Origin of the sequence: Massilia sp. Leaf139, assembly GCF_001424165.1 — a bacterium.
In the GTDB taxonomy this organism is placed as follows: domain Bacteria; phylum Pseudomonadota; class Gammaproteobacteria; order Burkholderiales; family Burkholderiaceae_D; genus Telluria.
This window is the reverse complement of the sequence record NZ_LMOJ01000001.1, coordinates 500,406-523,970: the sequence shown is the minus strand read 5'-3', so window position 1 is coordinate 523,970 and position 23,565 is coordinate 500,406. Positions and strand designations below refer to the sequence as shown.

Below are 23,565 nucleotides of genomic sequence, written 5' to 3'. Positions count from 1 at the left end.
ACCTTGGTACGGCAAGACGGATGCAACCCAGCCATGGGACTCGTTAGCCGCTCTTAGTCGTTCTTGACCACGATGCTAGGGAATTTACTGGTCATGTCCTTGGCCTTTTCCGCGACCTTGACCGCCACCTTGCGCGCGATCTGCTTGTAGACCGAGGCGACGGCGCCATCCGGATCGGCGACCACCGTCGGCCGGCCCGAATCGGCCTGCTCGCGGATCGACATGGTCAGCGGCAGCGCGCCCAGGAAGTCGACGCCGAAGTCCTTGCACATCTTCTCGCCGCCGCCGTGGCCGAAGATCGCTTCGGTATGGCCGCAGTTCGAGCAGACGTGGGTGCTCATGTTCTCGACGATGCCGATGATCGGGATGCCCACCTTTTCGAACATTTTCAGGCCCTTGCGCGCGTCGAGCAGGGCAATGTCCTGCGGCGTGGTGACGATCACGGCGCCCGTGACCGGCACTTTCTGCGACAGGGTCAGCTGGATGTCGCCGGTGCCGGGCGGCATGTCGACGATCAGGTAATCCAGGTCGCGCCAGTTGGTCTGCTCGAGCAGCTGCTGCAGCGCCTGCGTGACCATCGGGCCGCGCCAGACCATCGGCTCGTCCGGATCGATCATGAAGCCGATCGAGGAGACCTGCACGCCGTGGTTTTCCAGCGGCTCCATGGTCTTGCCGTCGGTGCTTTCCGGACGCGCGTTAATCCCGAGCATCATCGGCTGCGAAGGGCCGTAGATGTCGGCATCGAGCACGCCGACGCTGGCGCCTTCGGCGGCCAGGGCCAGGGCCAGGTTGACGGCCGTGGTCGACTTGCCGACGCCGCCCTTGCCCGAGGCGACAGCAATGATGTTCTTCACGTTCGGCATCACCTTCAGGCCGCGCTGCACGGCGTGCGACAGGATTTTTACCTGGACGCTGACGCTGACGTTGCTGACGCCCTCGATCGCTTTGACCGCGTTCACCACCAGCGAGCGCAGCGGCGCCACCTGGCTTTTCGCCGGATAGCCGAGTTCCAGATCAAAGGCGACGTCGCCCCCGTCGACCTGGATGTTCTTGACCGATTTGGAGGACACGAAGTCCTTGCCCGTATTAGGATCGATGACCTTTGCCAGTGCCGCCTTGACGTCGTCCGCAGTAATGCTCATGTGTTTCTCCGAATGTGATGCGCGCAGTGTAGCAAAAAATGCCTCGCTCCCTCTTGTCAGTATGGCAAATCCCGGGAATACCCCCTGCGCGTTCAGGGCCATCCGCTGGTAAAATGTTCCTTTTACTATCCTACCGAGCGTTTCGACCATGACCCGCAAGCTGTTCGTCACCACCGCCCTGCCCTACGCGAATGCCGCCTTCCACATTGGCCACATGATGGAATACATCCAGGCCGACATCTGGGTCCGCTTCCAGCGAATGCAGCGCGACGGCGATAACAGACGCCAGGTGCACTTTGTCTGCGCCGACGATACCCACGGCACGCCGATCATGATCGCCGCCGAAAAGGAAGGCATCACCCCGCAGGAATTCGTGGCCAAGATCGCCGCCGGCCGCGCCCAGTACCTGGACGGCTTCCACATCGGTTTCGACAACTGGTATTCGACCGATTCGCCGGAAAACGTCGAGCTCTCGCAGGGCATCTACCGCAAACTGCGCGACGCCGGCCTGATCGTCACGAAAACCGTCGACCGCTTCTTCGACCCGGTCAAGGGCATGTTCCTGGCCGACCGCAACATCAAGGGCGAATGCCCGCAATGCCACGCGAAAGACCAGTACGGCGACAATTGCGAAGTCTGCGGCGCCGCCTACCAGCCGACCGAGCTGATCAATCCGTACTCGGTGTTCACCGGCTCCACGCCCGTGCTCAAGCCGTCGGAACAGTATTTCTTCAAGCTGTCCGACCCGCGCTGCTTCCACTTCCTGAAGGAGTGGCTGAACACGCCGGGCCGCCTGCAGCCGGAGATGGTCAATAAAGTCTCGGAGTGGCTGGGCGAATCCGGCGAAAAGCTGGCCGACTGGGACATTTCCCGTGACGCGCCCTATTTCGGCATCCCGATACCCGACGCGCCAGGTAAATTCTTCTATGTCTGGCTGGACGCGCCGGTCGGCTACCTGGCCTCGCTGAAGAATTATTTCGACAAGCAGGGGCTCGATTTCGAGGCCTTCCTGAACGATCCGCACGCGGAGCAGGTGCATTTCATCGGCAAGGACATCGTCTCCTTCCACCTGCTGTTCTGGCCGGCGATGCTGAACTTCTCGCAGCATCCGATCATCGACAAGCTGAAGGTTGCCGTCCACGGCCACCTGACGGTGAACAACGAAAAGATGTCGAAGTCGCGCGGCACCGGCATTTCGCCGCTGCGCTACCTGGAACTGGGCATGAACCCGGAATGGCTGCGCTATTACCTGGCCTTCAAGCTCAACGCCAAGGTCGAGGATCTGGACTTCAACGGCGAGGACTTCGTCGCCCGCGTGAACAGCGACCTGATCGGCAAGTACGTGAATATCGCCAGCCGCTGCGCCGGTTTCATCACCAAGAAATTCGACGGCAAGCTGGCTGCAAACCTCTCGGACAACGCCAAGGCGTGGATCGCCAAGGCCCTGACTGTCGACGGCGCCGAGCGCCAGGCCAGCATCGCCGCCGCCTTCGAAGCGCGCGAGTTCGGCAAGGCGCTGCGCGAGATCATGGAAATCGCCGACGTGACGAACCAGTTCGTCGACGAGAACAAGCCATGGATCCTGGCCAAGGACGAGACCAAGACGGCCGAGCTGCACGACGTCTGCACCACGGCCCTGATCCTGTTCCGCCAGCTGACGATCATGCTCTCGCCGGTGCTGCCGCAGGTGGCCGCGCGCGTCTCCGAATTCCTCGGCGACGGTGCCCTCAGCTGGGCCGACACCCAGGGCGAGGCGGGATCGAGCGCCATGCTGGGCCGCACGATCGGCGCCTACAGCCACCTGATGCAGCGCGTCGACGCCAAGATGGTCGAGAACCTGTTCGACAAGCCGGCCGCCCCGGCACCGGCTGCCGTCGTGTCCGATGCCAGCCTGGCCGTTGCCGCGACCGCTCCAGTGGACGACGACGCCGCCGACATCGAAGAACTCGCCCCGGAAATCTCGATCGACGATTTCACCAGGATCGACCTGCGCGTGGCGCGCATCGTCAACTGCGAACACGTCGAAGGCGCCGGCAAGTTGCTGCGCCTGACGCTGGACGTGGGCGAAGGCCGCCACCGCAACGTGTTTTCGGGCATCAAGTCGGCCTACAAGCCGGAAGAACTGGTCGGCAAGCTGACGGTGATGGTGGCCAACCTGGCGCCGCGCAAGATGAAGTTCGGCGTCTCGGAAGGCATGGTGCTGTGCGCCTCCGCTGCCGACGAGAAGACCAATCCGGGCCTGTACCTGCTCGACCCGATGCCGGGCGCGACGCCGGGCATGCGCATCCGCTGATCCAGCAACAGCGTCACAGCCCCGGAACGAGCACTTTCCGGGGCGCACGGCGGCGTTATAATGCCGTTTTTCGTCAAGAAACACGCGCTCGAGACGCCCCTACAAACTCCTTGAGAGGTAGAAAATAACATGACCGAACTCACTCCCCTCCGCCACATCCCCACCGCCAACGTGTTCCGCAAGGGCGACGTCTTCGTCCTCTTCGGCGAACTGTTCGGCCGCGGCTATGTGAATGGCCTCATCGACGAGGCGCGCGACGCGGGCATGACGATCGTCGGCATCACGGTCGGCCGTCGTGACGAGAGCGGCGCCCTGCGCGCGCTGACCGCCGAGGAACACGCGGAAGCGGAAGAAAAACTGGGCGGTCGCATCATCAACGTGCCGCTGATGGCCGGCTTCGACATGGACGCTCCGGAAGGCGAACAGAACCCGACCGAATTGCTGGCGGGCGTCAAGCTCAAGACCTGGCAGGAAGACAAGCTGGACTGGGAAAAGATCGAGCGCTGCCGCGAAGCCGGCGTGCGCCGCTTCACCACCAGCGCCGCCCAGGCGATGGCCGAGATCGACAAGCTGATTCCGGAAGGCGCGAACGTCTTCTTCGCCCACACCATGGCCGGCGGCATCCCGAAGATCAAGGCCTTCCTGGCGATCGCCAACCGCATCTACAAAGGCCGCGGCGAGCGCTTCGAATCCTCGCGCGCCCTGCTCGACAGCGACCTCGGCAAGCTGATCCTGATGAACTTCGACGAAGTCACGGCCAACACGCTGAAATACCTGTTGGATGCCTCCGCTCCGATCCGCGAGCGCGTGACCAAGGCTGGCGGCGAAGTGCGCTACACCGCCTATGGCTACCACGGCACCGAGATCCTGATCGGCGGCGAATACCAGTGGCAGACCTACACCAATTACACCCAGGGCTACGCCAAGATGCGCCTGGAAAGCATCGCCGAAGCCGCCTGGCAGCAGGGCATCGCCGCGACCGTGTTCAACTGCCCGGAAATCCGCACCAATTCGTCGGACATCTTCGTCGGCGTCGAGCTGTCGCTGTTCCCGCTGCTGACCGCACTGAAGAAGGAAGGCGGCGGAGAATGGGCAGAGAAGCAATGGGCAATCTGCCAGGAACTTTTGGGCGAAGGCACCTCGCTGCAGTCGCTGCTCGACACCATCGAGAAGTACAACAACGACGCCACCAGCGCCCAGTTCCGCAACTTCGAAGCCTGGCCGATGGACAACACGCCGGCCCTGGCCGACGTGATGATCGGCACCTCGGAAGCCATCACCGACCTGCACAAGGATCGCAAGGCCCTGATCACCGACCACCTGTCCTCGCTGGTGCTGGAAGGCGCCGGCCCGCTGATGTTCCACGGCGCCTCGGAGCGCATCGCCCCGGTGCTGTGGCTGAACCACGACATCATCGCCCGCCAACTGAACGCGCTGCACCCATAAACCTTGACGCCGGGACGCCCTGGGCAGAACAATCTGCCTCGCCGTTCCGGCTTCATTTCTACCTCTCAATCAAATGCCTAAATTCACCGGTTACGTATCCGATCACACCAAGTTCATCGAAGAGCTGAAGGCCAAGACCCCGGGCATGGAAGAGCGCCAGCAGGAAGGCCGCTCGCTCCTCTGGGACAAGCTGCCGATCTCGCTCGACGAGGAAGCGCGCATCAAGGAATCGCGCCTGCGTCAGAACGCCTATCCGTACCAGACCAAGTTCTAAAGGCCGCCAGGCATGCTGCCGGAGCAGGCCGCGCCGGAAGGGGCGGCCGCGGCAATGATCGATTCAATGATCGATGAAGGCGCCCAGGCGCCCGATCCCGCGCACCTCGACGAGGTCGCCGCGGCCGCGATCGCGCGCCTGTACGGCGAGCCGCTGCTGCGCATGCCGAACGACCTGTACATCCCGCCCGACGCCCTCGAGATCTTCCTCGACGCCTTCGAAGGCCCGCTCGACCTGCTGCTCTACCTGATCCGCAAGCAAAACTTCAACATCCTCGACATCCCGATGGCGCAGGTGACCCTGCAATACCTGGAATACGTGGAGCAGATCCGCAAGAGCAACCTGGAGCTGGCGGCCGAATACCTGCTGATGGCGGCGATGCTGATCGAGATCAAGTCGAGGATGCTCTTGCCCAAGCGGCAGGACGACCTGGTCGAGGATGCCGGCGACCCGCGCGCGGAACTCGTGCGGCGCCTGCTGGAGTACGAACAGATCAAGCTCGCCGCCGTGCGCCTCGGTGCGATCCCGCAGGAAGGGCGCGATTTCCAGCGTCCGTCGCTGACGGTGGAACAAAGCCTGACGCCGGTGCTGCCGCAGGTCGATCCGCACGACCTGCAGCGCGCCTGGCTCGATGTGCTGCGCCGCGCCAAGCTGACCCAGCACCACCGCATCGGGCGCCAGGAGCTCTCCGTGCGCGAGCACATGTCGGCGATTTTGCGCACCCTGCAGTCGCAGCGCTTCGTCGAGTTCGGCGAACTGTTCGCGGGTTCGGCCTCGGTGCCGATCGTCGTCGTGCACTTCGTCGCCCTGCTCGAACTGGCCAAGGAAACCCTGGTCGAAATCACCCAGGCCGAACCGTTCGCGCCGATTTACGTGCGCCTGGCATACTCGCCGGTGTAGGCTGGCAGTCAGCGCGCGCCAACAACCTTACGTATTCAATTATGAAAATCATCACGACCATTGACGAACTGCGCGACCAGATGCGCGGCCAACTGCGCACCGCATTCGTGCCGACGATGGGCAACCTGCACGAAGGCCACTTGTCGCTGATGCGCCTGGCGCGCAAGCACGGCGACCCGGTGGTCGCCTCCATCTTCGTCAATCGCCTGCAGTTCGGCCCGAACGAGGACTTCGACAAATACCCGCGCACCTTCCAGGCCGATGTCGAGAAGCTGGAAAAGGAAGGCGTCTACGTGCTGTTCGCGCCGACCGAGAAAGACCTGTACCCGGAGCCGCAGGAATACCGCGTGCAGCCGCCTGACACCCTCGGCAATACCCTGGAAGGCGAGTTCCGCCCCGGCTTCTTCGGCGGCGTGTGCACGGTCGTGACCAAACTGTTCTCCTGCGTGCAGCCGCGCGTGGCCGTGTTCGGCAAGAAGGATTACCAGCAGCTGATGATCGTGCGTAACATGGCGCGCCAGTTCGCGCTGCCGACCGAGATCATCGGCGCCGAGACCTACCGCGCGGAAGACGGCCTGGCCCTCTCTTCGCGCAACATGTACCTCTCGCCGGAAGAACGCGCGGAGGCGCCGGCCCTGTACCAGGGCTTGAATTTCGTCGCCAACGAGATCCGCGGCGGCCACCTCGACATCTTCTCGGTCGAACGCGAAGCGATGGCGCAACTGTCCGCGCGCGGCTGGAAGCCGGACTACATCTCGGTACGCAAGCGCATCGACCTGCAGCCGCCATCGGCCGGCGACCTGGCTCAAGGCGCACCGCTAGTGGTGCTGGCCGCAGCCAAGCTCGGCACCACGCGCCTGATCGACAATCTGGAGATCTGACGCAAATTCGCCACGGCGGGCCTGCTTTTTTGCAAACAATTCTTAACTTTTTGCAACAACAAGCCCAGCCGTTTATACTGGCGCTTGCCCGGCGACGTGCCGGGCAGTTTTTCGCCGCAAGGATTGCAGCCGTGACCGAAACTCCCCTCCGCCCGCCCCGCAAAGGCGCGCCCCGCCCCACCGACGCCATCGGCCGCATCCACGCGGGCGCCGCGCCCCACGAAATGCGCGACCCCTTCGACATCGGCGAGACCTTCACCGCCCTGGCGGAGTCCGGCGAACCCCTGAGCATCTATTCGGCCAGCCTGGCCGACCCGATCCTGGCGCGGATCGACACCGTGCACCCGGAAGAGCCGCACTTCACGTTGGACGTCGTCGGCGAGCTCCCGCCCGGCCGCGCGACCTTCGTTGCGGCGCTGGGCGGCAATGCCAAGCTGCAATTCGACCTGGTGAGCGACTGGGTTGCCAGGCCCGGTTTTCCTAACCTGGTCGCGGCCGAATTTCCGGAAACCTGCCTGGTGCTGAACCGCCGCACCGCACCGCGCCTGGACACCCCCATCAACGGTGCTTACGCCGCGACCTTTACGCTGTTTAACAAGCAGTTCGAGCTGCCGCTGTGCGATTATTCGCTCGGCGGCGTCGGCCTGCGCGCCACGCCGGATCAGGCGACGGAACTGTATATCGGCAAGAAAATCAAGAGCGTGCGCCTGCAGCTGGGCCCAGCGCTGGCGATCGTCGCCGACCTCGAGGTGCGCTTGCTGCGCCCCTTCCGCAGTTTTCTTCTGGGCGAACAGGTGCAGGTAGGGTGCAGCATCGACAATATCGAGATGCAGATGCGGCAGAGTCTGGAGCGGCTGGTGACCTCGAACCGGGGGCGGTCGGCAGCGTAAGACCGCGCGCCGCGTTTCGATATGCGGACGCAGCACGCGGGCGTGCCCGCCCTATGTTGCGCCACGATCCGATGAACTTGCTACGGGTGGTTGTGCACCGTAGGGTGGGCATGCCCACGCGTTCGCACCATGTGCCAAGCGGCGCAGCCACTCATCGATGACGACGCCTGATAAATGGCGCGCCAGAGCGCAACTTACTGCGTCACCGCCTGCGCCCACGCCAGCGCCGACCGATATGCGGACGCAGCACGCGGGCATGCCCGCCCTACGTTACGCCACGGTTCGATGAACTTGCTACGGGCGGTTGTGCACCGTAGGGTGGGCATGCCCACGCGTTCGCACCATGGGCCAAGCGGCGCAGCCACTCATCGATGACGACGCCTGATAAATGGCGCGCCAGAGCGCAACTTACTGCGTCACCGCCTGCGCCCAGGCCAGCGCCGACAGGTGCGCCTTGTTCACCTCCAGCGGACTGATATCGAGCGCGCCGGCCAGCGAGCCGACCAGGTTCGAGCTCAGCTCACAGGCCTCGGCCAGCGCCAGGTACCGCCCGTACATGCCCTCGCGTGCCATCAGGGCGCGCACGACTTCGGGCGGCAGCGGGATGGTTTCCAGCACCTCCTTCATCGGCAAGCCCAGCAGGCGGTCGAGCAGCGAGAACATGCCGGCGACGAACAGGTTCTCTCCCTCCCCCTTCGGCAGCGCATGCAGGCCCAGCAGTTCGGTCAGGCGCCCGCGCACCACCGCCGTTTCCATCAGCACGGGCGAGTAGCCGCTCGCGCTGGCGCTGGCCAACAGCATGGTCAGCCAGCGGTACAGCGGCGCATAGCCCATCAGGCTGATCGCCTGGCGGATCGACTGTACTTCGCGGCCCGCCCCGAAGCCGGCCGAGTTGATGTTGCGCAGCAGCTTGTAGGTGAGCGCCGGATCGCGCTTGAGCACGCTTTCCAGCTTGGGGATGTCCTCGTTGTTCTGCACCATCTGCATCAGTTGCAGGATGATGGTCTGGGCGGGATTGAGGCCCTTGACCGGGTTGCCCGGACGCGGGGTCAGGTGCAGTTTGCCGACGAAGGCGTCGAGGCCGAGGGCGGCGCAGGCGTCGTAGTCGATCCAGTTGGTCACCGGACGGCCCACCATGCGCAGCGCGGACTGCTTGGCGGCGGCATAGGTGCGCGCCTGGGCGGCGACGTCGATGCCGGCGAAGCGCATTTCGACGTGCGAGGCATAGGGCGCGAGCGCCGGGGTCAGGTGCTTGACGTCGAGGCCGCGCAGCGAGATGCCGACGCCGCCGGCGCGCACGGCCTGGATCGCTGCGCGCGCGCCCGGATCCATCAGGTGGCGCGCCTGCAGGCTGAGGACGGTGCGCTCGGGCGGCAGGTCGAACAGCGCGTCGGTCGAGAGCATGGCCGGGACGGCGTCGAGGAAGAGCTGCTTGTCGCGCAGCAGCCAGCCGTGCTCGCCGTGGTTGACGTGTTCGGCGACGAAACCGACCAGTTGCTCGAGCTCGGCGTCAGGGACGGCCTGGCCGCCCTGCTTCCACAGCAATTCGTAGCCGATGACGCGCTGCGCCGGATCGAGCAGCGGTTCGCGAACAATATAGTTGGTGTGATGCATGGGAGGCCGCAGTAGAACAATGGCGAACGATGGCGGCGGGCGCCGCCCTGATTCAGAAGCCCAGGCTGTCGAGCAGGTCGTCGACCTGGCCCTGGTTCGCTACCACCTCGGTGTTGTTTTCCGGCTTGATCTGCGGGCCGTTCAGCAGGCCGCTGTCGAGCTCGCGGCGGATTTCGCTCGGGGCGAAATCGATCAGCACCTGCACCAGCTGCTTTTCCAGATCCTGCGCGATCGAAGTGATCTTGCCGATCACCTGGCCGGTCAGATCCTGGAAGTCCTGCGCCAGCATGATGTTCATCAGCTCGGCACGGGTGGCGGTGGCGGCGCGTTCGTTCTCGGCCAAGAGCGCGACGCTGCGCTCGGCCAGCGCGCGCCAGTCGGCTTCGCCGCTGGTTCCGTTATCCTTGTCCTTGTCCAGAAGCGCCTGCCAGGAAGCGCGCAGATCCGCGCTGCGGCTCTCGACCGCGTCCTGCAGGGGGCCGGCGGCGTCGGTCGCGTCGAGCACGCGCTTGGCGGCCTGTTCCGATAGACGCGCCACGTAATCGAGGCGATCGCGCGCATCCGGAATGTCGCTGGCCGCTTTTTCGACCAGCTTGTCCAGGCCGAGGCCGCGCAGGCTGTCGTGCAGCGCGCGCGTCATGTGGCCGACCCGGATCAGGACTTCATCGTTTGCAACGGAGTCAGAAGCAACTGCGGCGATCGGCTCAACCATGATCAGGCATTTCCCATTTTCTCGAAGATCTTGTTCAGCTTCTCGTCGAGGGTTGCGGCGGTGAATGGCTTCACGACATAGCCGCTTGCGCCGGCCTGGGCCGCCGCGATGATGTTTTCCTTCTTGGCTTCGGCGGTCACCATCAGCACCGGCAGCTTGGCCAGTGCGGGATCGGCACGAATGTTCTGCAGCATGGTCAGACCGTCCATGTTGGGCATGTTCCAGTCGGAGACCACGAAGTCGAATTGTTCGCTGCGCAGTTTGGCCAGCGCCATCACGCCGTCTTCCGCTTCGTCGACGTTGGCGTAGCCCAGTTCTTTCAACAAGTTCCGGACGATGCGGCGCATCGTCGAGAAATCGTCAACAACCAGGAAACGCATCTTTGGATCAGCCATGAATTACTCCGTTGATTCTTTTACTAATGGTTAGTGTGGCTTGAGTCGCTGACATTCGCAACGTCGAGCAAACTCAAGAATAGCATTTTTGTTGCCGTACGGCGATAAAACCAGCCGAAAAGCCGCGATTCGGATCAAACGCGCAACGCTCTGCCGCCGTGCGCCGCCAGATGGCCGAGCACCAGGCCCGGCAAGGCCGTCAGCGGCGCCACCTCGTGGGTCGCGCCGATGGCGATCGCCTCGCGCGGCATGCCGAAGACGACGCACGAAGCTTCGTCCTGGGCGAAATTCTGCGCACCGGCGTTTTTCATTTCAAGCATACCAGCAGCGCCGTCTTTTCCCATGCCCGTCAGGATCACGCCGACCGCGTTTTTACCAGCGGCAACGGCTGCCGAGCGGAACAGCACGTCGACGGAAGGCCGGTGCCGGTTGACCGGATCGGTCTGCTCGATCCTGGTCATGTAGTTGGCGCCCGAGCGCGCCAGCAGCAGGTGCGAGTGGCCTGGCGCAATGTAGGCGTGACCAGGCAGCACGCGCTCGTTGCCGGCGGACTCGACGACGCTGATCTTGCACAGCGAATCGAGGCGGCGCGCGAACGAGGTCGTGAACCCTTCCGGCATGTGCTGGGCGATCAGGATGCCCGGGCAATCCGACGGCATCTGCATCAGGAATTCGCGGATGGCTTCGGTGCCGCCGGTCGAGGCGCCGATGATGATAAGCTTTTCCGACGAGATCAGCGGGCTGCGCATCGAAGGCAGCGACGTGGTCGGGGCGGCGCTCGCCACCGTGCGTTTCACGCGCGCGCGGGCGGCGGCGCGGATCTTGTCCGTGATGAGGTCGGTGTACTCGCGCATGCCGCTGCCGATCGAAATCTTCGGTTTCGTCACGAAGTCGACCGCGCCCAGCTCCAGCGCGCGCATCGTGATTTCCGAGCCGCGTTCGGTCAGCGAGGACACCATCAGCACCGGCATCGGGCGCAGGCGCATCAATTTTTCCAGGAAGTCGAGGCCGTCCATCTTCGGCATCTCGACGTCGAGCGTGAGGACGTCGGGATTGTGTTTCTTGATCAGTTCGCGTGCGACGAGCGGATCGGGCGCGGTGGCTACCACTTCCATGTCGGCTTGCGAGTTGACGATCTCGCTCATGACACTGCGGATCAGGGCGGAATCGTCGACGATCAACACCTTGGTTTTCATAGGGCTATCCTTTGCGGATCAAAACAGTCAGAACAGGTCGATGGCGCCGCCGACGGGCTCGACCTTCAGGCGCTTGGCGTAGTCGAGCTCGCGCTTGGCCAGCGTATCGTTCTGGGTCTGCATGAGTTTTTTGACGAGTACCTTGCCCGTCTTCGGGAAGAAATACACCTTGCGCGGGTGGATGTCGTTCAGGTCTTCGGCCAGCACCGGGATGCGTTCCGTTTTGAGGAACTGCATCACGAAGGCGGCATTGCGCTCGCCCACGTTCATCGCCGTGAAGCCGCGCAGCACGGCGCCGCCGCCGAAGACCTTCGCTTCCAGGTTTTCGCGGCGGGCGCCGGCCTTCAAAAGATCGTTGATCAGCACTTCCATCGCGAAGGTGCCGTAGCGCATCGACGCCGAGACCGGGCTGCCGCCGTCGCCGCCGCCGTCGGGCAGCATGAAGTGGTTCATGCCGCCCAGGCCGGTGACGCGGTCGCGGATGCAGGCCGACACGCAGGAACCGAGCACGGTCACGATCAGCATGTTCTTGCCGGTGTAGTAGTACTCGCCCGGCAGGATCTTCGCGGCGTCACAGTCGAAGGTGCGGTCGTAGTAGACGTTGGTGGCGAACTGGCTATTCGAATGCATGGTAGTTCCGAGGTGCAGGGCTTACGCGCGGCGGTCGTTAAGTTCGTAGACGGTCTTGCCGCGCAGGCGCAGCGCGTCGGAAACGTAGAGGAAGTTTTCGGAGTGACCCGCGAACAGCAGCGCATGCGGCTTCATCAGCGGCACGAAGCGCGCCAGGATCTTGCGCTGCGTTTCCTTGTCAAAATAGATCATCACGTTGCGGCAGAAGATCGCATCGAACTGGCCACCATTGGGCCCGCCAAGCGGCCACGAGTCGGACAGCAGGTTCAGCTGGCGGAAGGTGACGAGCTGGCGCAGCTCCGGGCGCACGCGCGCCATGCCCTCGTGGCGGCCCTTCCCTTTCAGGAAAAAGCGTTTCAGGCGCTCGGGCGCCATCTTTTCCAGGCGCTCCATGCCGTACACGCCTTCGCTGGCCGTGGCCAGCACGTTCGTGTCGATGTCGGTGGCGATGATCTGCACCGGCGGCGTGAGCGAATCGAAGGCTTCGCACAAGGTCATGGCGATCGAGTACGGCTCTTCGCCGGTCGAGCTGGCCGAGCACCAGATGGTGAGCGGTTCCTTGCCATGCCCGCGCAGGCCGTTCACGTGGTCGGCCAGCAGCGGGAAGTGGTGGGCTTCGCGGAAGAACGAGGTCAGGTTGGTGGTGAGTGCGTTGGTGAACGCCTCCCACTCTTCGCCCAGGCGTCCCGCTTCCAGATCGTCCAGGTATTTGCCGAAGGATTGAATACCGGTCGCGCGCAGGCGCCGCGCCAGGCGGCTGTAGACCATTTCCTGCTTGCTGTCGGCCAGCGAGATGCCGGCGCGGCGGTAGATCAAGGCGCGCACGCGCTCGAAGTCGGCGCGCGTGAAGTCGAATTCCTTGACGGTGTCAGATGTGTGTAACGGCACTTTGCCTTACCTATGTTTCGTTGCCGGCAGAGCCAGCGAATGTTTGCTCGGTGCCGTTCGTCTTACGCTGCCAGCTTCGTATCGATCAGGCCCATTTCGGCCGAGGACATCAGGCGGTCGATGTCGACCAGGATCAGCATGCGCTCGTCGACCGTGCCCAGGCCGATCAGGTAGTCGGTGGAAAACGCGCTGCCCATGTCCGGGGCCGGCTTGACCTGATCCGGGGTCAGGGTGGTCACGTCGGAGACGCTGTCGACCACCATACCCATCACGCGGCCGCCGATGTTCAGGATGATGACGACGGTGAACTGGTCGTAGGTCGGCGTGCCGAGCTTGAACTTGATGCGCATGTCCACCACCGGGATGATGATGCCGCGCAGGTTGATCACGCCCTTAATGAATTCGGGCGCGTTGGCGATGCGGGTCACGGCTTCGTAGCCGCGGATTTCCTGCACCTTCAGGATGTCGATCCCGTACTCCTCCGAGCCCAGCGTGAAGGCGAGGTATTCGTTGCCGGCGCCGTCGGTGGCCTGGGAAATGGTCTGGGTCATGGACATGAAATGATTCCTAATGAGTTATAAGGCCAATGCCTCGTCGGCCAGCTGGCGTGACGAGCGCACCAGCGCCGCCACGTCGAGGATCAGGGAGACGCCGCCGTCGCCCAGGATCGTGGCGCCGGAAATTCCGGCGACCTTGCGGTAATTCGCTTCCAGGTTCTTCACCACCACGTGCTGCTGGCCGACCAGGTCGTCGATCAGGAGCGCGGCGCGCTTGCCTTCCGATTCCAGGATCACGACGATGCCTTCGCTCGGATCCTGCACGCGGGAAGCGATCCCGAACACGCCATGCAGGGCGATCAGCGGCAGGTATTCGCCGCGCACCTTCAGCACCTGGCCGCGGCCGGCGATGTCGCGCACGTCTTCGCGGCGCGGCTGCAGCGACTCGACGACATAGCCTAATGGAAGGATATAGATTTCCTCACCGCAACGTATAGTCATCCCGTCCAAAATAGCGAGAGTGAGCGGTAAAGAGATCGAAATCGTGGTGCCGAAACCACGGGCGGAGCGGATGTCGACCGAGCCGCCCATCGAAGTGATATTACGTTTGACAACATCCATGCCCACGCCGCGGCCCGACACGTCGGTGACCACGTCGGCCGTGCTGAAGCCCGGCGCGAAGATCAACTGCCAGACTTCGGCGTCCGTCATGTTATTCGATACCGGCAGGCCGTTCTGCGCCGCCTTGGCGAGGATGCGCTCGCGGTTCAGGCCGCCGCCGTCGTCAGCCACTTCGATGACGATGTTGCCGCCCTGGTGGCCGGCCGACAGGAACAGGCGCCCCGCTTCCGACTTGCCGGCGGCCGCGCGGGCGGCCGGCATTTCGATGCCGTGGTCGATCGAATTGCGCACCAGGTGCGTGAGCGGATCGACGATGCGCTCGATCAGGCCCTTGTCCAGTTCGGTCGCGGCGCCGTGGGTGATGAAATCGACCTTCTTGCCGAGTTTGCTGGCCAGGTCGCGCACCATGCGCGGGAAACGCGAGAACACGAAGTCCATCGGCATCATGCGGATCGACATCACGGCCTCCTGCAGCTCGCGCGTGTTGCGCGTCAGCTGGGAGACCGAGGACAGCAGGCGCTCGTGCAGCATCGGGTCGAGCCCGCTGGAGCGCTGTTCGATCATGGCCTGGGTGATCACCAGTTCGCCGATCAGGTTGATCAGTTGGTCGACCTTCTCGACCGAAACCCGGATCGAGGACGACTCGGCGCCCTTCTCGTCCTTCTTGCTGGCCTTTTTCTCGATCGCGTCCAGCACGTCAACGGTGGCGGTGGCGGCGGTGGTGGCGGCAGACTTCTGCGGCGCCGCGTCGACGCCGGCCAGCGCGCGGATCTCTTCGATCGGCTGGAAGAAGCCATAGCCGCGCTCGTCGTCGGACAGGTCGGCCTCGGGATTCGGCGCGTCGTCGGCCGGATCGAAGAAGCCGTAGCCCTGCTCTTCCTCGATGCGGGCGCGCTCGCGTGCTTCGATCGCACGCTGCTCGGGCGTGAGCGGCGGCGCCTCGAAGATCTTCAGGTCGTTCGGGTCGAGGACAAAAGAGCAGATGGCGACGATGTCGTCCAGGCTCTCGTGGGTGGTGATGATCAGCGCGCTGCGCCCGCCGTCCAGGGGCGTGACGGAGACGCGGCCCATCAGGCCCAGCTCGTCGACCAGGGCGTTCACGTCGCGCTGTTCGACGCTCGGCAGTTCGATCTTGTAGCGGTGTGCGCCCTCGCCCGTCTGCGCCTTCGGTTCGGCGTGCAGGAAGGAAGGCGCAACCAGGGAAGCGGCCGGCACCAGGCCCTCGGACAGGTCGTGCAGCATCATGCGCACGTTGGCGACCGTGTCCTGGTCGACGTGGGCGCCATTGCGGTGGCCGTCGAGCTGCATCTTGAGCGTGTCCTTGGCCGCCAGGAAGGCGTCCACATGCTGGCTCGTGAGGGCCATTTCGCCCTTGCGGATGCGGTCGAGCAGCGACTCGAGCACGTGCGTCACCTCGCTCATGTCGGTGATGCCGAAGGTCGAGGCGCCGCCCTTGACGGAGTGCGCGGTGCGGAAAATCGCGTTCAGGTCTTCGCTGTCCGGGGCGGCCACGTCGACGCCCAGCAGCAGCCGTTCCATTTCGGCGAGCAGCTCTTCGGCCTCGTCGAAAAAGACCTGGTAAAACTGGCTGATGTCGATCGTCATGTTTGCATCCTGCGGAGATTCGCGCGCTGCCTCATCGCCTCAGCCGATCACTTTCTTGACGACTTCGATCAGGCGCTGCGGGTCGAAGGGCTTGACCAGCCAGCCGTTCGCGCCGGCCGCACGGCCCTTCGATTTCATTTCGTCCGAGGACTCGGTGGTCAGCATCAGGATCGGCACCTTCTGGTACTCGGGCAGGCCGCGCAGGTGCTTGATCAGCGACAGGCCGTCCATGCGCGGCATGTTCTGGTCGGTCAGCACCAGGTCGACGACCTGGTTCCTGGCCTTGTCGAGGCCGTCCTGGCCGTCGACCGCTTCCACCACCTGATAGCCTGCCGCCTTGAGGCTGAACGCCACCATCTGGCGCAGCGAGCTCGAATCGTCGACCGCGAGAATTGTTTTAGCCATGTTGTGCTCCTGCTGTTTTCCTGGTTTCTTGGGTAAGTGCGCGCTGAATCGTCTGACCGTGTCAGAACAGTTCGATGTCGCCGCTTTCGAGATGCTGTTGTTCGACCGACTTGCGCAGCACGCTGCGCAGTTCGAGCGACTGGATCGCCAGCGCCATGCTGACCTTGCCCAGGCGCTCGACGATTTCGTCGCTGCCCGTTTCCGGCTGGATGTCTGCGCCATGCTCGTCGAGCGTGCCGAGGAATTCGCGCAAGCCCGTCACGCGCTTCAGGGTACGCTCGATCAGCTGGCTCGTCATGTCCTGGAACTGCATGCTGGTGATCGCCGTGTTGACGTGGGTGCCGATATCGCCCGACATCGCCGACAGGGTCGCCGTGTCTTCCGGGCTCAGGGCGCCGCCCGCGAGCAGGCGGTCGATCGCTTCCTGGCGCGCGCCGACCGCGCTGTGGATCGCCATGAAGCTGCTGGTGAGCTTGTCGACGGCTTCTTCCAGCAGCAATTCGGTCTGCAGGAGGTCGGTCTCGACTTCGCTCAGGTGACGGCGGCCGTGCGCCGACACGCCCGACAGCAGGCGCTTCACGTGCGAACCCAGAATCTTTTTTCTTGTCATGTCGTGCTCCTGACTTCTTATTTGGCGGTCGCAGCGACCACTGCCTGTGCCGCCGTCTTGCCGTCCTCGGCCGGCACGTCGAGCGTGGCGGCGTCGCGCATGACGGCGTCTTCGGTGCGCTTGTTCATCACGATGATGCTGATGCGGCGGTTGATCGGATTGAAGGGGTCGGCGCGGTCGAGCGGCGCGGCCGCGGCCAGGCCGACCACACGCAGGATCTTCTCGTCGGCCAGGCCGCCCACGACCATCGCGCGGCGCGAGGCGTTGGCGCGGTCGGCCGAGAGTTCCCAGTTGCTGTAGCCGGCGTCGCTGAAGTACGGCGTCGAATCCGTGTGGCCCGACAGGCCGATGCGGTTCGGGACGTCGTTGAGCACCATGCCCAGCACGTGCAGGATGTCGCTCGTGTAAGGCTGCAGCGTGGCCTTGGCCAGCGCGAACATCGGACGGTTCTGCTCGTCCACGATCTGGATGCGCAGGCCTTCGCTGGTGATGTCGAGCAGCAGCTGGTTCTGGTATTTCTTCAGCGTCGGATTGGCTTCGATGACGGATTCGATCTTCGCCTTCAGCGACTTCAGGCGCTCGCCCTCGGCCTTTTCGAGCGCGGCGCGCGCGTCGTTCAGGTCGTAGGTCTTCTTGTTGGTTTCGGTATCGCCCTTCTTCACCTGGCCGTTGCGGCGCGTGAGGTCGGTACCGCCGCCCTTGATGACGGAGGAGCTGTCGCCGGAGCCGTCGCCGCCCGCCATCGCCACCTTCAGCGGGTTCTTGAAGTGTTCGGCGATGCCCTCGAGGTCGCCCTTCGAGGTCGAGCCCAGCAGCCACATGAGCAGGAAGAAGGCCATCATCGCCGTCACGAAGTCGGCGTAGGCGATCTTCCAGGCGCCGCCATGGTGCCCGCCGCCGCCTTTCTTGATCCGCTTGACGATGATCGGGCGTTGTCCTTCGTCAGCCATGGCGATTCCGTGGAGTGTTCAAGGGATGAGTAGGCTGGAGCAAATTATTTGCTCTTCGACTTCTTGATGTGCTCTTCGAGCTCGGCGAAGGTCGGGCGCTCGGTCGAGTACAGCACCTTGCGGCCGAATTCGACGGCCAGGGCCGGGGCGTAGCCGTTCAGGCTCGCCAGAAGGGTCACCTTCACGCACTGGAACATCTTGCTCGACTCGTCGAGCTTCTGTTCGAGCAGGCTCGACAGCGGCGCCACGAAGCCATAGGCCAGCAGGATGCCGAGGAAGGTACCGACCAGCGCCTTGGCGATCAGGATGCCCAGTTCCGCCGGCGGGATGCCGACCGATTCCATCGTGTGCACCACGCCCATGACGGCGGCCACGATGCCGAAGGCCGGCAGGCCGTCGCCCAGCTTGGCGATCACGTGCACCGGCACATGGCCTTCGTGGTGGTGGGTCTCGATCTCGTTGTCCATCAGGTTCTCGATCTGGAAGGCGTCCATGTTACCGGACACCATCAGGCGCAGGTAGTCGGCCATGAATTCGACGATGTGATGGTCGGCCAGCACCAGCGGGTATTTCGAGAACAGCGGGCTCGCTTCCGGCGATTCGATATCGCCTTCGATCGACATCAGGCCTTCCTTGCGGACTTTCGAGAGCACGTCGAACAGCAGCGACATCAGCTCCATGTACATCTCGCGCGTGTAGGGCGAACCCTTGAGCACGCCCGGCAGCGCCTTCATGGTCGCCTTGATCGACTTGCTGTTGTTACCGACGAAGAACGCGCCGACGGCCGCGCCGCCGATCATCAGGAGTTCGATCGGCTGGAACAGGATGGCCGCGTGGCCGCCGGCCATGATGAAGCCACCGAACACCGAAGCACAGACGACGACGTAACCAATAATGACTAACAAGAACAGGCTCCAGAAGGCGGCGAATCCCGGCTTGCACGAAGCCAGGAATCCGAGACAATGTATCTCAGAAAAAATATTTACTTGGGGAACTACAACAGCTGGAACAATAGCTTGAGAATGGCCCTGGAGCAAGTAAAAAGGCCCGATTTGTGGCCTAAAAGTGCCATATGTAGAGAGTTCGACCAGTATCTTGTAGATAGAGCGATATGGTCGGTGGTGCTTCTGATATCGCAAATTCGTAACTCATCAGCATGCTGCCCGGACGCATCTCGCGCTGCGCCTTGTGCCACAGCGCCGTCATCGCCGCCGGCGACAGGTAGGCGAAGACGGCGTCGTACTTGCCGAAGTCGAGCGACGCATAGTCGCCGCGCAGGAAACGGGCCCGGCTGCCAGTCAGGCGCGCGCGCACGGCGCTGGCGAACCAGGGCAAGGGTGCGAGCTCGATGCCGCTGGCCTGCGCGTCCGGACGGCGCCGCGCCACATCCAGCACCAGTCCACCCAGGCCGCTCCCGATATCGATAAAGGAGACCGGCCTGCCCTGCGGCAGCTGCTCCGCCACCGCATCCCAGGCCGGCTTGCCGGACGGGTAATACGGCACCTGGGTACGAAAGGTCGACCAGTACAGCACCAGCATGAAGAGAAAGACGGCGAGGAAGAGCCAGGGCGGCAGGGCGAGCCCCTGCGCGCCGTACAGCGCCAGCGGAAACAGCAGGCAGATCGCGATCCACCACGGCGCCAGGCGCCAGCGCCAGGTGAGCAGCGCCGCGAAGCCGCCTTGCAGCAGCGCCGCGGCCAGGTAGCCGGGCGCGGCGCCGGCGCGCGCCAGCAGGAACACGGCCAACAAGGTCAGGGGGAAAGCGGCGAGCTGGCAGAGCAGCGCGCGCACGGCAGGTGCGCGCAGGAGTTCCAAACCCACGGCGCGGCTCAGGCCTCGCCCGCGGCGTCCTCGCGGGCCGCGGCGTCGGCAGCTTCCTGTGCAGCTGCGTCCTTGGCCTTGCGGGTCTTGCCGGCGCGCGAAGGCATGTGGCACAGGCCGCAGAGATAATCGCGGTTCAGGTCGAGGGCGTTGACGACGAACTTGCCTTTGCACTTGCCGCAGGGCGCCAGCGCCAGCATATTGCTTTGGAAGAAACGCACGAGCGTCCAGGCACGCGTCAGCGAGAGCAGCGGCTCTTCGCCGGGCGCGGCCGGCATCTGTTCGAGATAGAGCTTATAGGACTTCATCACCGCCTGGACACCGCTGGCGCCGGCGTGTTCGACCAGGAAGTTATAGATATTGATGAACAGCGAGGAATGGATGTTCGGCTGCCAGGTCAGGAACCAGTCGGTCGAGAAAGGCAGCATGCCCTTGGGCGGCGAGACGCCCTTCAGTTCCTTGTACAGCTTGATGAGGCGCTCGCGGGACAGCGAGACTTCGCTCTCGAGCAATTGCAGGCGGGCGCCCAATGTGATCAGCTCGATGGCGAGCTGGATTTCCTGCGCTTCGGATACGACGCTTTTTTTACTCATCCCACGGCTCCGGCTTGTGTCCCGGTATCCTACACTATCGGCCAGAGCTCAGCGGGATTTTACAATGTGTCTCGGTAGAAATATTCCGCAGACGCTTCTGCAGACGCTTCTTTAAGCAATCTCTTCAGCAGGCTGGCCAGCCATCAGGATCGCTGCATGCGATTGGGCCAGGGCGCGATCCTTGCTGTGGCTGGTGAGCATCGACAGGATCGCGGTGTCGTCGAAGCGGAAGCGGGCCAGCATCATGTTGCCGCCGGCGAGCTTCAGGATCTGGGCATTGCTCATGCCTTCGATCAGGTCGGCGATGTCGGCCGAGATACCCAGGCGGAAGATAGCGGTGACTTTATCGGCACGGATCATTTGCTGGGCCAGCATCAGGTAGCTCAGGTTGGCGTCGCGGATTTCAGCCATCATGTCGTTTGCAGTCATCATTTTCTTCTCCATCTTCCCGTTAGCCTGGCTGTTTGTGTTGCCAGTGAGATAGATTCTGACTGTAGAGAAATATTAGGGGAATCGGACGGACGCTGTATTTTACGTCCGGCAAACGCGAGTGTGCCTGTAGGAGTTTGTCTGACAAACCCAGGCCAATGAGGGAGGCGCTCCTATGAAAACGGAGGCGAATTTGAATTTTCGAACTGCTCTGGCGCAACATCTTTGCCAGCGAGGCAAATCGTCCATGTGTTGGTTTACGTCAACCAAAACCAGAACTTTAGGGTTGTTTGAAAATATTTTTCAGTACCCTTTGTTGCCTGCTGCACCTTTAACGGCAGCGTTGCGGGGAACTTTAGGGTGATTTCAAAATATTTTTGAAGTATTTTTCGTCACCGCTTTTCTGCCCTGCTGAATCCTTTACGGCAGGGCTCGCCAGAACTTTAGGGTCGCCGGCAAAATATTTTGAAAAAAGTGCAAAAAGACCGGTGCACGAGGGAAGTCCAGGCCAAAACATGGCAAAGCGTCATCGATCGCTTGTCGCCGCCCACGCTTTTCTTGCTACACTCCGCCCCGGACAGACCACCACCACTTCCCTATATATATGAGCATGAGCGAACTTTCGATCACCCGCGCCGACTGCCTCGCGCGCGATGCCCAGGATCCGCTGGCGCCGCTGCGCGAGCGCTTCGACCTGCCGGCCGATGTCATCTACCTCGACGGCAACTCGCTGGGCGCCCGTCCGCGCACGGCGCTCGAACGCGCCGGCCAGGTGGTGGCGCGCGAATGGGGCCAGGATCTGATCAAGAGCTGGAACACGGCCGGCTGGTTCGACATGCCCAAGCGCCTCGGGCAACGCCTGGCGCCGCTGATCGGCGCACGCCCCGACGAAGTGGCCGTTACCGACACCACGTCGCTGAACCTGTTCAAGGCGCTGGCCGCGGCAGTTCGTATTCAATCAAAGGGCGCCGCCGCGGCGCGGCGCGTCATCGTCACCGAGCGCAGCAACTTCCCGACCGATATCTACATGGCCGAGGGCCTGGCCGAGTGGCTCGACCGCGGCTACCGCGTGCGCCTGGTCGATACGGTGGAAGAGCTGCCGGCGGCGATCGACGGCGACTGCGCCGTCGTCATGCTGACCCACGTGAACTACCGCACCGGCTACCAGCACGACATGGCGGCGCTGACCCGCCACGCGCACCAGAACGGCGCCCTGATCGTCTGGGATCTGGCCCATTCGGCCGGCGCCGTGCCGGTGAACCTGAACGCGGCCGAAGCCGACTTCGCGGTCGGCTGCACCTATAAATACCTGAACGGCGGCCCAGGTTCGCCGGCCTTCATCTGGGTGCCGCAGCGCCACCAGGCGCAGTTTGCGCATCCGCTCACCGGCTGGTGGAGCCACGCCAAACCCTTCGCCATGGCGCATGGCTTCGCGCCTTGCGACGGTATCGGCCGCGCCCTGTGCGGCACGCAGCCGGTGGTCTCGCTGGCCCTGGTCGAATGCGGGCTGGAAGTGTTCGAGGCCACCACGATGGAGGCCATCCGCGCCAAGTCGCTGGCCCTGACCGACCTCTTCATCGAACTGGTGGAGGCGGCCTGCGCCGGCCACCCGCTGGGCCTGGTCACGCCGCGCGAACATGCGCGCCGCGGCAGCCAGGTCAGCTTCACCCATCCGCACGGGTATGCCGTGATGGCGGCCCTGATCGCGCGCGGCGTGATCGGCGACTACCGCGAGCCGGAAATCATGCGCTTCGGCTTCACGCCGCTGTACACGCGCTTCGTCGACGTGTGGGACGCGGTGGCGATCCTGAAGGACATCCTCGACCGCGAAGACTACGACGTGGCCGCCGAACGCGGCGCAGTGACCTGAAGGGCGCACATGAACGACGACAAAAAACCGGCCGACTGGCATGGCGCAAAAATGGACTTCAAGGAGTCCATGAGCTACGGCGACTACCTGGGCCTGAACCAGATCCTGTCAGCCCAGCACCCGCTCTCGCCGAACCATAACGAGATGCTGTTCATCATCCAGCACCAGACCAGCGAACTCTGGGTCAAGCTGATGCTGCACGAACTGCATGCCGTGCGCGTGCACCTGCGCGCGGGCGAACTCGATCCTGCCTTCAAGATGCTGGCGCGCGTGGCCCGCATCATGGACCAGCTGGTGCACGCCTGGGACGTGCTGGCGACGATGACCCCGTCGGAGTACACGGCGATCCGGCCCTATCTGGGTGCCTCCTCGGGCTTCCAGTCGCACCAGTACCGCGAGCTCGAATTCATCCTCGGGAACAAGAACGCGGCCCTGCTGGCCGTGCACGAAAAGAATCCGCCGGCCCATGCGATCCTGGACGCGGCCTTGCGCACGCCCTCGATCTACGACGAGGCCGTGGCACTGCTGGCGCGCGGCGGCTTCGCGATCGCGCCCGAGCGCCTGGCGCGTAGCCCAAGCGAGCCGACCGCCCACGACGACTCGGTGCAGGCCGCCTGGCTCGCCGTCTACCAGGATCCGGAACAGCACTGGGGCCTGTACGAACTGGCCGAGAAGCTGGTCGACCTGGAGACGGCCTTCCGCTTCTGGCGCTTCCGCCACGTCACCACAGTCGAGCGCATCATCGGCTTCAAGACCGGTACCGGCGGCACCGCGGGCGTGAGCTACCTGCGCAAGATGCTCGACGTGGTGCTGTTCCCGGAACTGTTCGCGCTGCGCACGGCCCTGTAAGCGAAAGCGGCGCATCCGCCAACCCGCGTAGAATGGCCTCATCGACAAGGGAGG

The 23,565-nt window shown here is 63.7% G+C and carries 24 protein-coding genes; 8 read left to right on the top strand and 16 right to left on the bottom strand.

Annotated features, from left to right (window positions below; translation table 11 throughout):
- Window positions 1-53: 53 nt before the first annotated feature.
- Complete coding sequence (gene apbC / locus ASF77_RS02345; RefSeq protein WP_056333861.1) at window positions 54-1,142, bottom strand: iron-sulfur cluster carrier protein ApbC; 1,089 nt, start codon at window positions 1,140-1,142, stop codon at window positions 54-56.
- Between the two features lie 148 nt (window positions 1,143-1,290).
- Here apbC and metG point away from each other — a divergent pair, with 148 nt between their 5' ends.
- The 6 genes from metG (at window position 1,291) to ASF77_RS02315 (ending at window position 7,826) form a co-directional block, all read left to right on the top strand.
- Window positions 1,291-3,435, top strand: coding sequence for a methionine--tRNA ligase (metG, locus tag ASF77_RS02340; RefSeq protein WP_056333860.1), 2,145 nt, complete (start codon window positions 1,291-1,293; stop codon window positions 3,433-3,435).
- A gap of 129 nt (window positions 3,436-3,564) precedes the next feature.
- Window positions 3,565-4,881, top strand: a complete 1,317-nt coding sequence (locus ASF77_RS02335) for a hypothetical protein (RefSeq protein WP_056333857.1) — start codon at window positions 3,565-3,567, stop codon at window positions 4,879-4,881.
- 73 nt (window positions 4,882-4,954) lie between these two features.
- Window positions 4,955-5,155, top strand: coding sequence for a DUF3460 family protein (locus ASF77_RS02330; protein ID WP_056333854.1), 201 nt, complete (start codon window positions 4,955-4,957; stop codon window positions 5,153-5,155).
- A gap of 66 nt (window positions 5,156-5,221) precedes the next feature.
- On the top strand, window positions 5,222-6,055 hold the full coding sequence (locus ASF77_RS02325) for a ScpA family protein (RefSeq protein ID WP_229445268.1): 834 nt from the start codon (window positions 5,222-5,224) through the stop codon (window positions 6,053-6,055).
- A 41-nt stretch (window positions 6,056-6,096) separates the two neighbouring features.
- A complete protein-coding gene (gene panC / locus ASF77_RS02320) occupies window positions 6,097-6,936 on the top strand; it encodes a pantoate--beta-alanine ligase (protein ID WP_056333851.1) in 840 nt (279 codons plus the stop codon).
- 131 nt (window positions 6,937-7,067) lie between these two features.
- Window positions 7,068-7,826, top strand: coding sequence for a PilZ domain-containing protein (locus ASF77_RS02315; protein WP_082493507.1), 759 nt, complete (start codon window positions 7,068-7,070; stop codon window positions 7,824-7,826).
- Between the two features lie 408 nt (window positions 7,827-8,234).
- Here the strand turns inward: ASF77_RS02315 and ASF77_RS02310 are convergent, their stop codons facing one another.
- The 15 genes from ASF77_RS02310 to flhD all read right to left on the bottom strand — a co-directional run bounded on the left by ASF77_RS02310 (window position 8,235) and on the right by flhD (window position 20,792).
- Entirely contained in the window at window positions 8,235-9,440 is a 1,206-nt protein-coding gene (locus ASF77_RS02310; protein ID WP_056333848.1) for an EAL and HDOD domain-containing protein, read from the bottom strand.
- A gap of 52 nt (window positions 9,441-9,492) precedes the next feature.
- Window positions 9,493-10,152: a protein phosphatase CheZ gene (cheZ, locus tag ASF77_RS02305; RefSeq protein WP_056333845.1), complete on the bottom strand. Its 660-nt coding sequence runs from the start codon at window positions 10,150-10,152 to the stop codon at window positions 9,493-9,495.
- A gap of 2 nt (window positions 10,153-10,154) precedes the next feature.
- The gene (gene cheY / locus ASF77_RS02300; protein WP_056333842.1) at window positions 10,155-10,547 is read right to left on the bottom strand and encodes a chemotaxis response regulator CheY; all 393 of its coding nucleotides are present in this window, start codon (window positions 10,545-10,547) and stop codon (window positions 10,155-10,157) included.
- Between the two features lie 134 nt (window positions 10,548-10,681).
- A complete protein-coding gene (locus tag ASF77_RS02295) occupies window positions 10,682-11,743 on the bottom strand; it encodes a chemotaxis response regulator protein-glutamate methylesterase (protein ID WP_056333839.1) in 1,062 nt (353 codons plus the stop codon).
- A 27-nt stretch (window positions 11,744-11,770) separates the two neighbouring features.
- Entirely contained in the window at window positions 11,771-12,373 is a 603-nt protein-coding gene (gene cheD, locus ASF77_RS02290; protein WP_056333836.1) for a chemoreceptor glutamine deamidase CheD, read from the bottom strand.
- Window positions 12,374-12,394: 21 nt separating this feature from the next.
- Window positions 12,395-13,261, bottom strand: coding sequence for a CheR family methyltransferase (locus ASF77_RS02285; protein WP_056333832.1), 867 nt, complete (start codon window positions 13,259-13,261; stop codon window positions 12,395-12,397).
- 62 nt (window positions 13,262-13,323) lie between these two features.
- Window positions 13,324-13,818, bottom strand: a complete 495-nt coding sequence (locus ASF77_RS02280; protein WP_056333829.1) for a chemotaxis protein CheW — start codon at window positions 13,816-13,818, stop codon at window positions 13,324-13,326.
- Between the two features lie 18 nt (window positions 13,819-13,836).
- Window positions 13,837-15,984: a chemotaxis protein CheA gene (cheA, locus tag ASF77_RS02275; protein WP_056333827.1), complete on the bottom strand. Its 2,148-nt coding sequence runs from the start codon at window positions 15,982-15,984 to the stop codon at window positions 13,837-13,839.
- 39 nt (window positions 15,985-16,023) lie between these two features.
- A complete protein-coding gene (locus ASF77_RS02270; protein WP_056333823.1) occupies window positions 16,024-16,389 on the bottom strand; it encodes a response regulator in 366 nt (121 codons plus the stop codon).
- Between the two features lie 61 nt (window positions 16,390-16,450).
- Complete coding sequence (locus ASF77_RS02265) at window positions 16,451-16,999, bottom strand: hypothetical protein (protein ID WP_056333818.1); 549 nt, start codon at window positions 16,997-16,999, stop codon at window positions 16,451-16,453.
- Between the two features lie 17 nt (window positions 17,000-17,016).
- The gene (gene motB, locus ASF77_RS02260) at window positions 17,017-17,949 is read right to left on the bottom strand and encodes a flagellar motor protein MotB (protein WP_056333815.1); all 933 of its coding nucleotides are present in this window, start codon (window positions 17,947-17,949) and stop codon (window positions 17,017-17,019) included.
- Window positions 17,950-17,993: 44 nt separating this feature from the next.
- Window positions 17,994-18,854, bottom strand: a complete 861-nt coding sequence (gene motA, locus ASF77_RS02255) for a flagellar motor stator protein MotA (protein WP_056333813.1) — start codon at window positions 18,852-18,854, stop codon at window positions 17,994-17,996.
- A 154-nt stretch (window positions 18,855-19,008) separates the two neighbouring features.
- A complete protein-coding gene (locus ASF77_RS02250) occupies window positions 19,009-19,770 on the bottom strand; it encodes a trans-aconitate 2-methyltransferase (RefSeq protein ID WP_156648697.1) in 762 nt (253 codons plus the stop codon).
- Between the two features lie 8 nt (window positions 19,771-19,778).
- Complete coding sequence (gene flhC / locus ASF77_RS02245; protein ID WP_056333810.1) at window positions 19,779-20,363, bottom strand: flagellar transcriptional regulator FlhC; 585 nt, start codon at window positions 20,361-20,363, stop codon at window positions 19,779-19,781.
- Window positions 20,364-20,474: 111 nt separating this feature from the next.
- Window positions 20,475-20,792 carry a flagellar transcriptional regulator FlhD gene (gene flhD, locus ASF77_RS02240; protein ID WP_047826184.1) on the bottom strand — a complete coding sequence of 106 codons (318 nt, stop codon included), beginning with the start codon at window positions 20,790-20,792 and terminating at the stop codon, window positions 20,475-20,477.
- Between the two features lie 610 nt (window positions 20,793-21,402).
- On the opposite strand from flhD, the gene kynU reads away from it, so the two are divergent.
- Both kynU and kynA read left to right on the top strand, forming a co-directional pair.
- Window positions 21,403-22,662: a kynureninase gene (gene kynU / locus ASF77_RS02235; RefSeq protein WP_056336212.1), complete on the top strand. Its 1,260-nt coding sequence runs from the start codon at window positions 21,403-21,405 to the stop codon at window positions 22,660-22,662.
- 9 nt (window positions 22,663-22,671) lie between these two features.
- On the top strand, window positions 22,672-23,511 hold the full coding sequence (kynA, locus tag ASF77_RS02230) for a tryptophan 2,3-dioxygenase (RefSeq protein WP_056333807.1): 840 nt from the start codon (window positions 22,672-22,674) through the stop codon (window positions 23,509-23,511).
- The last annotated feature ends 54 nt before the right edge of the window (window positions 23,512-23,565 follow it).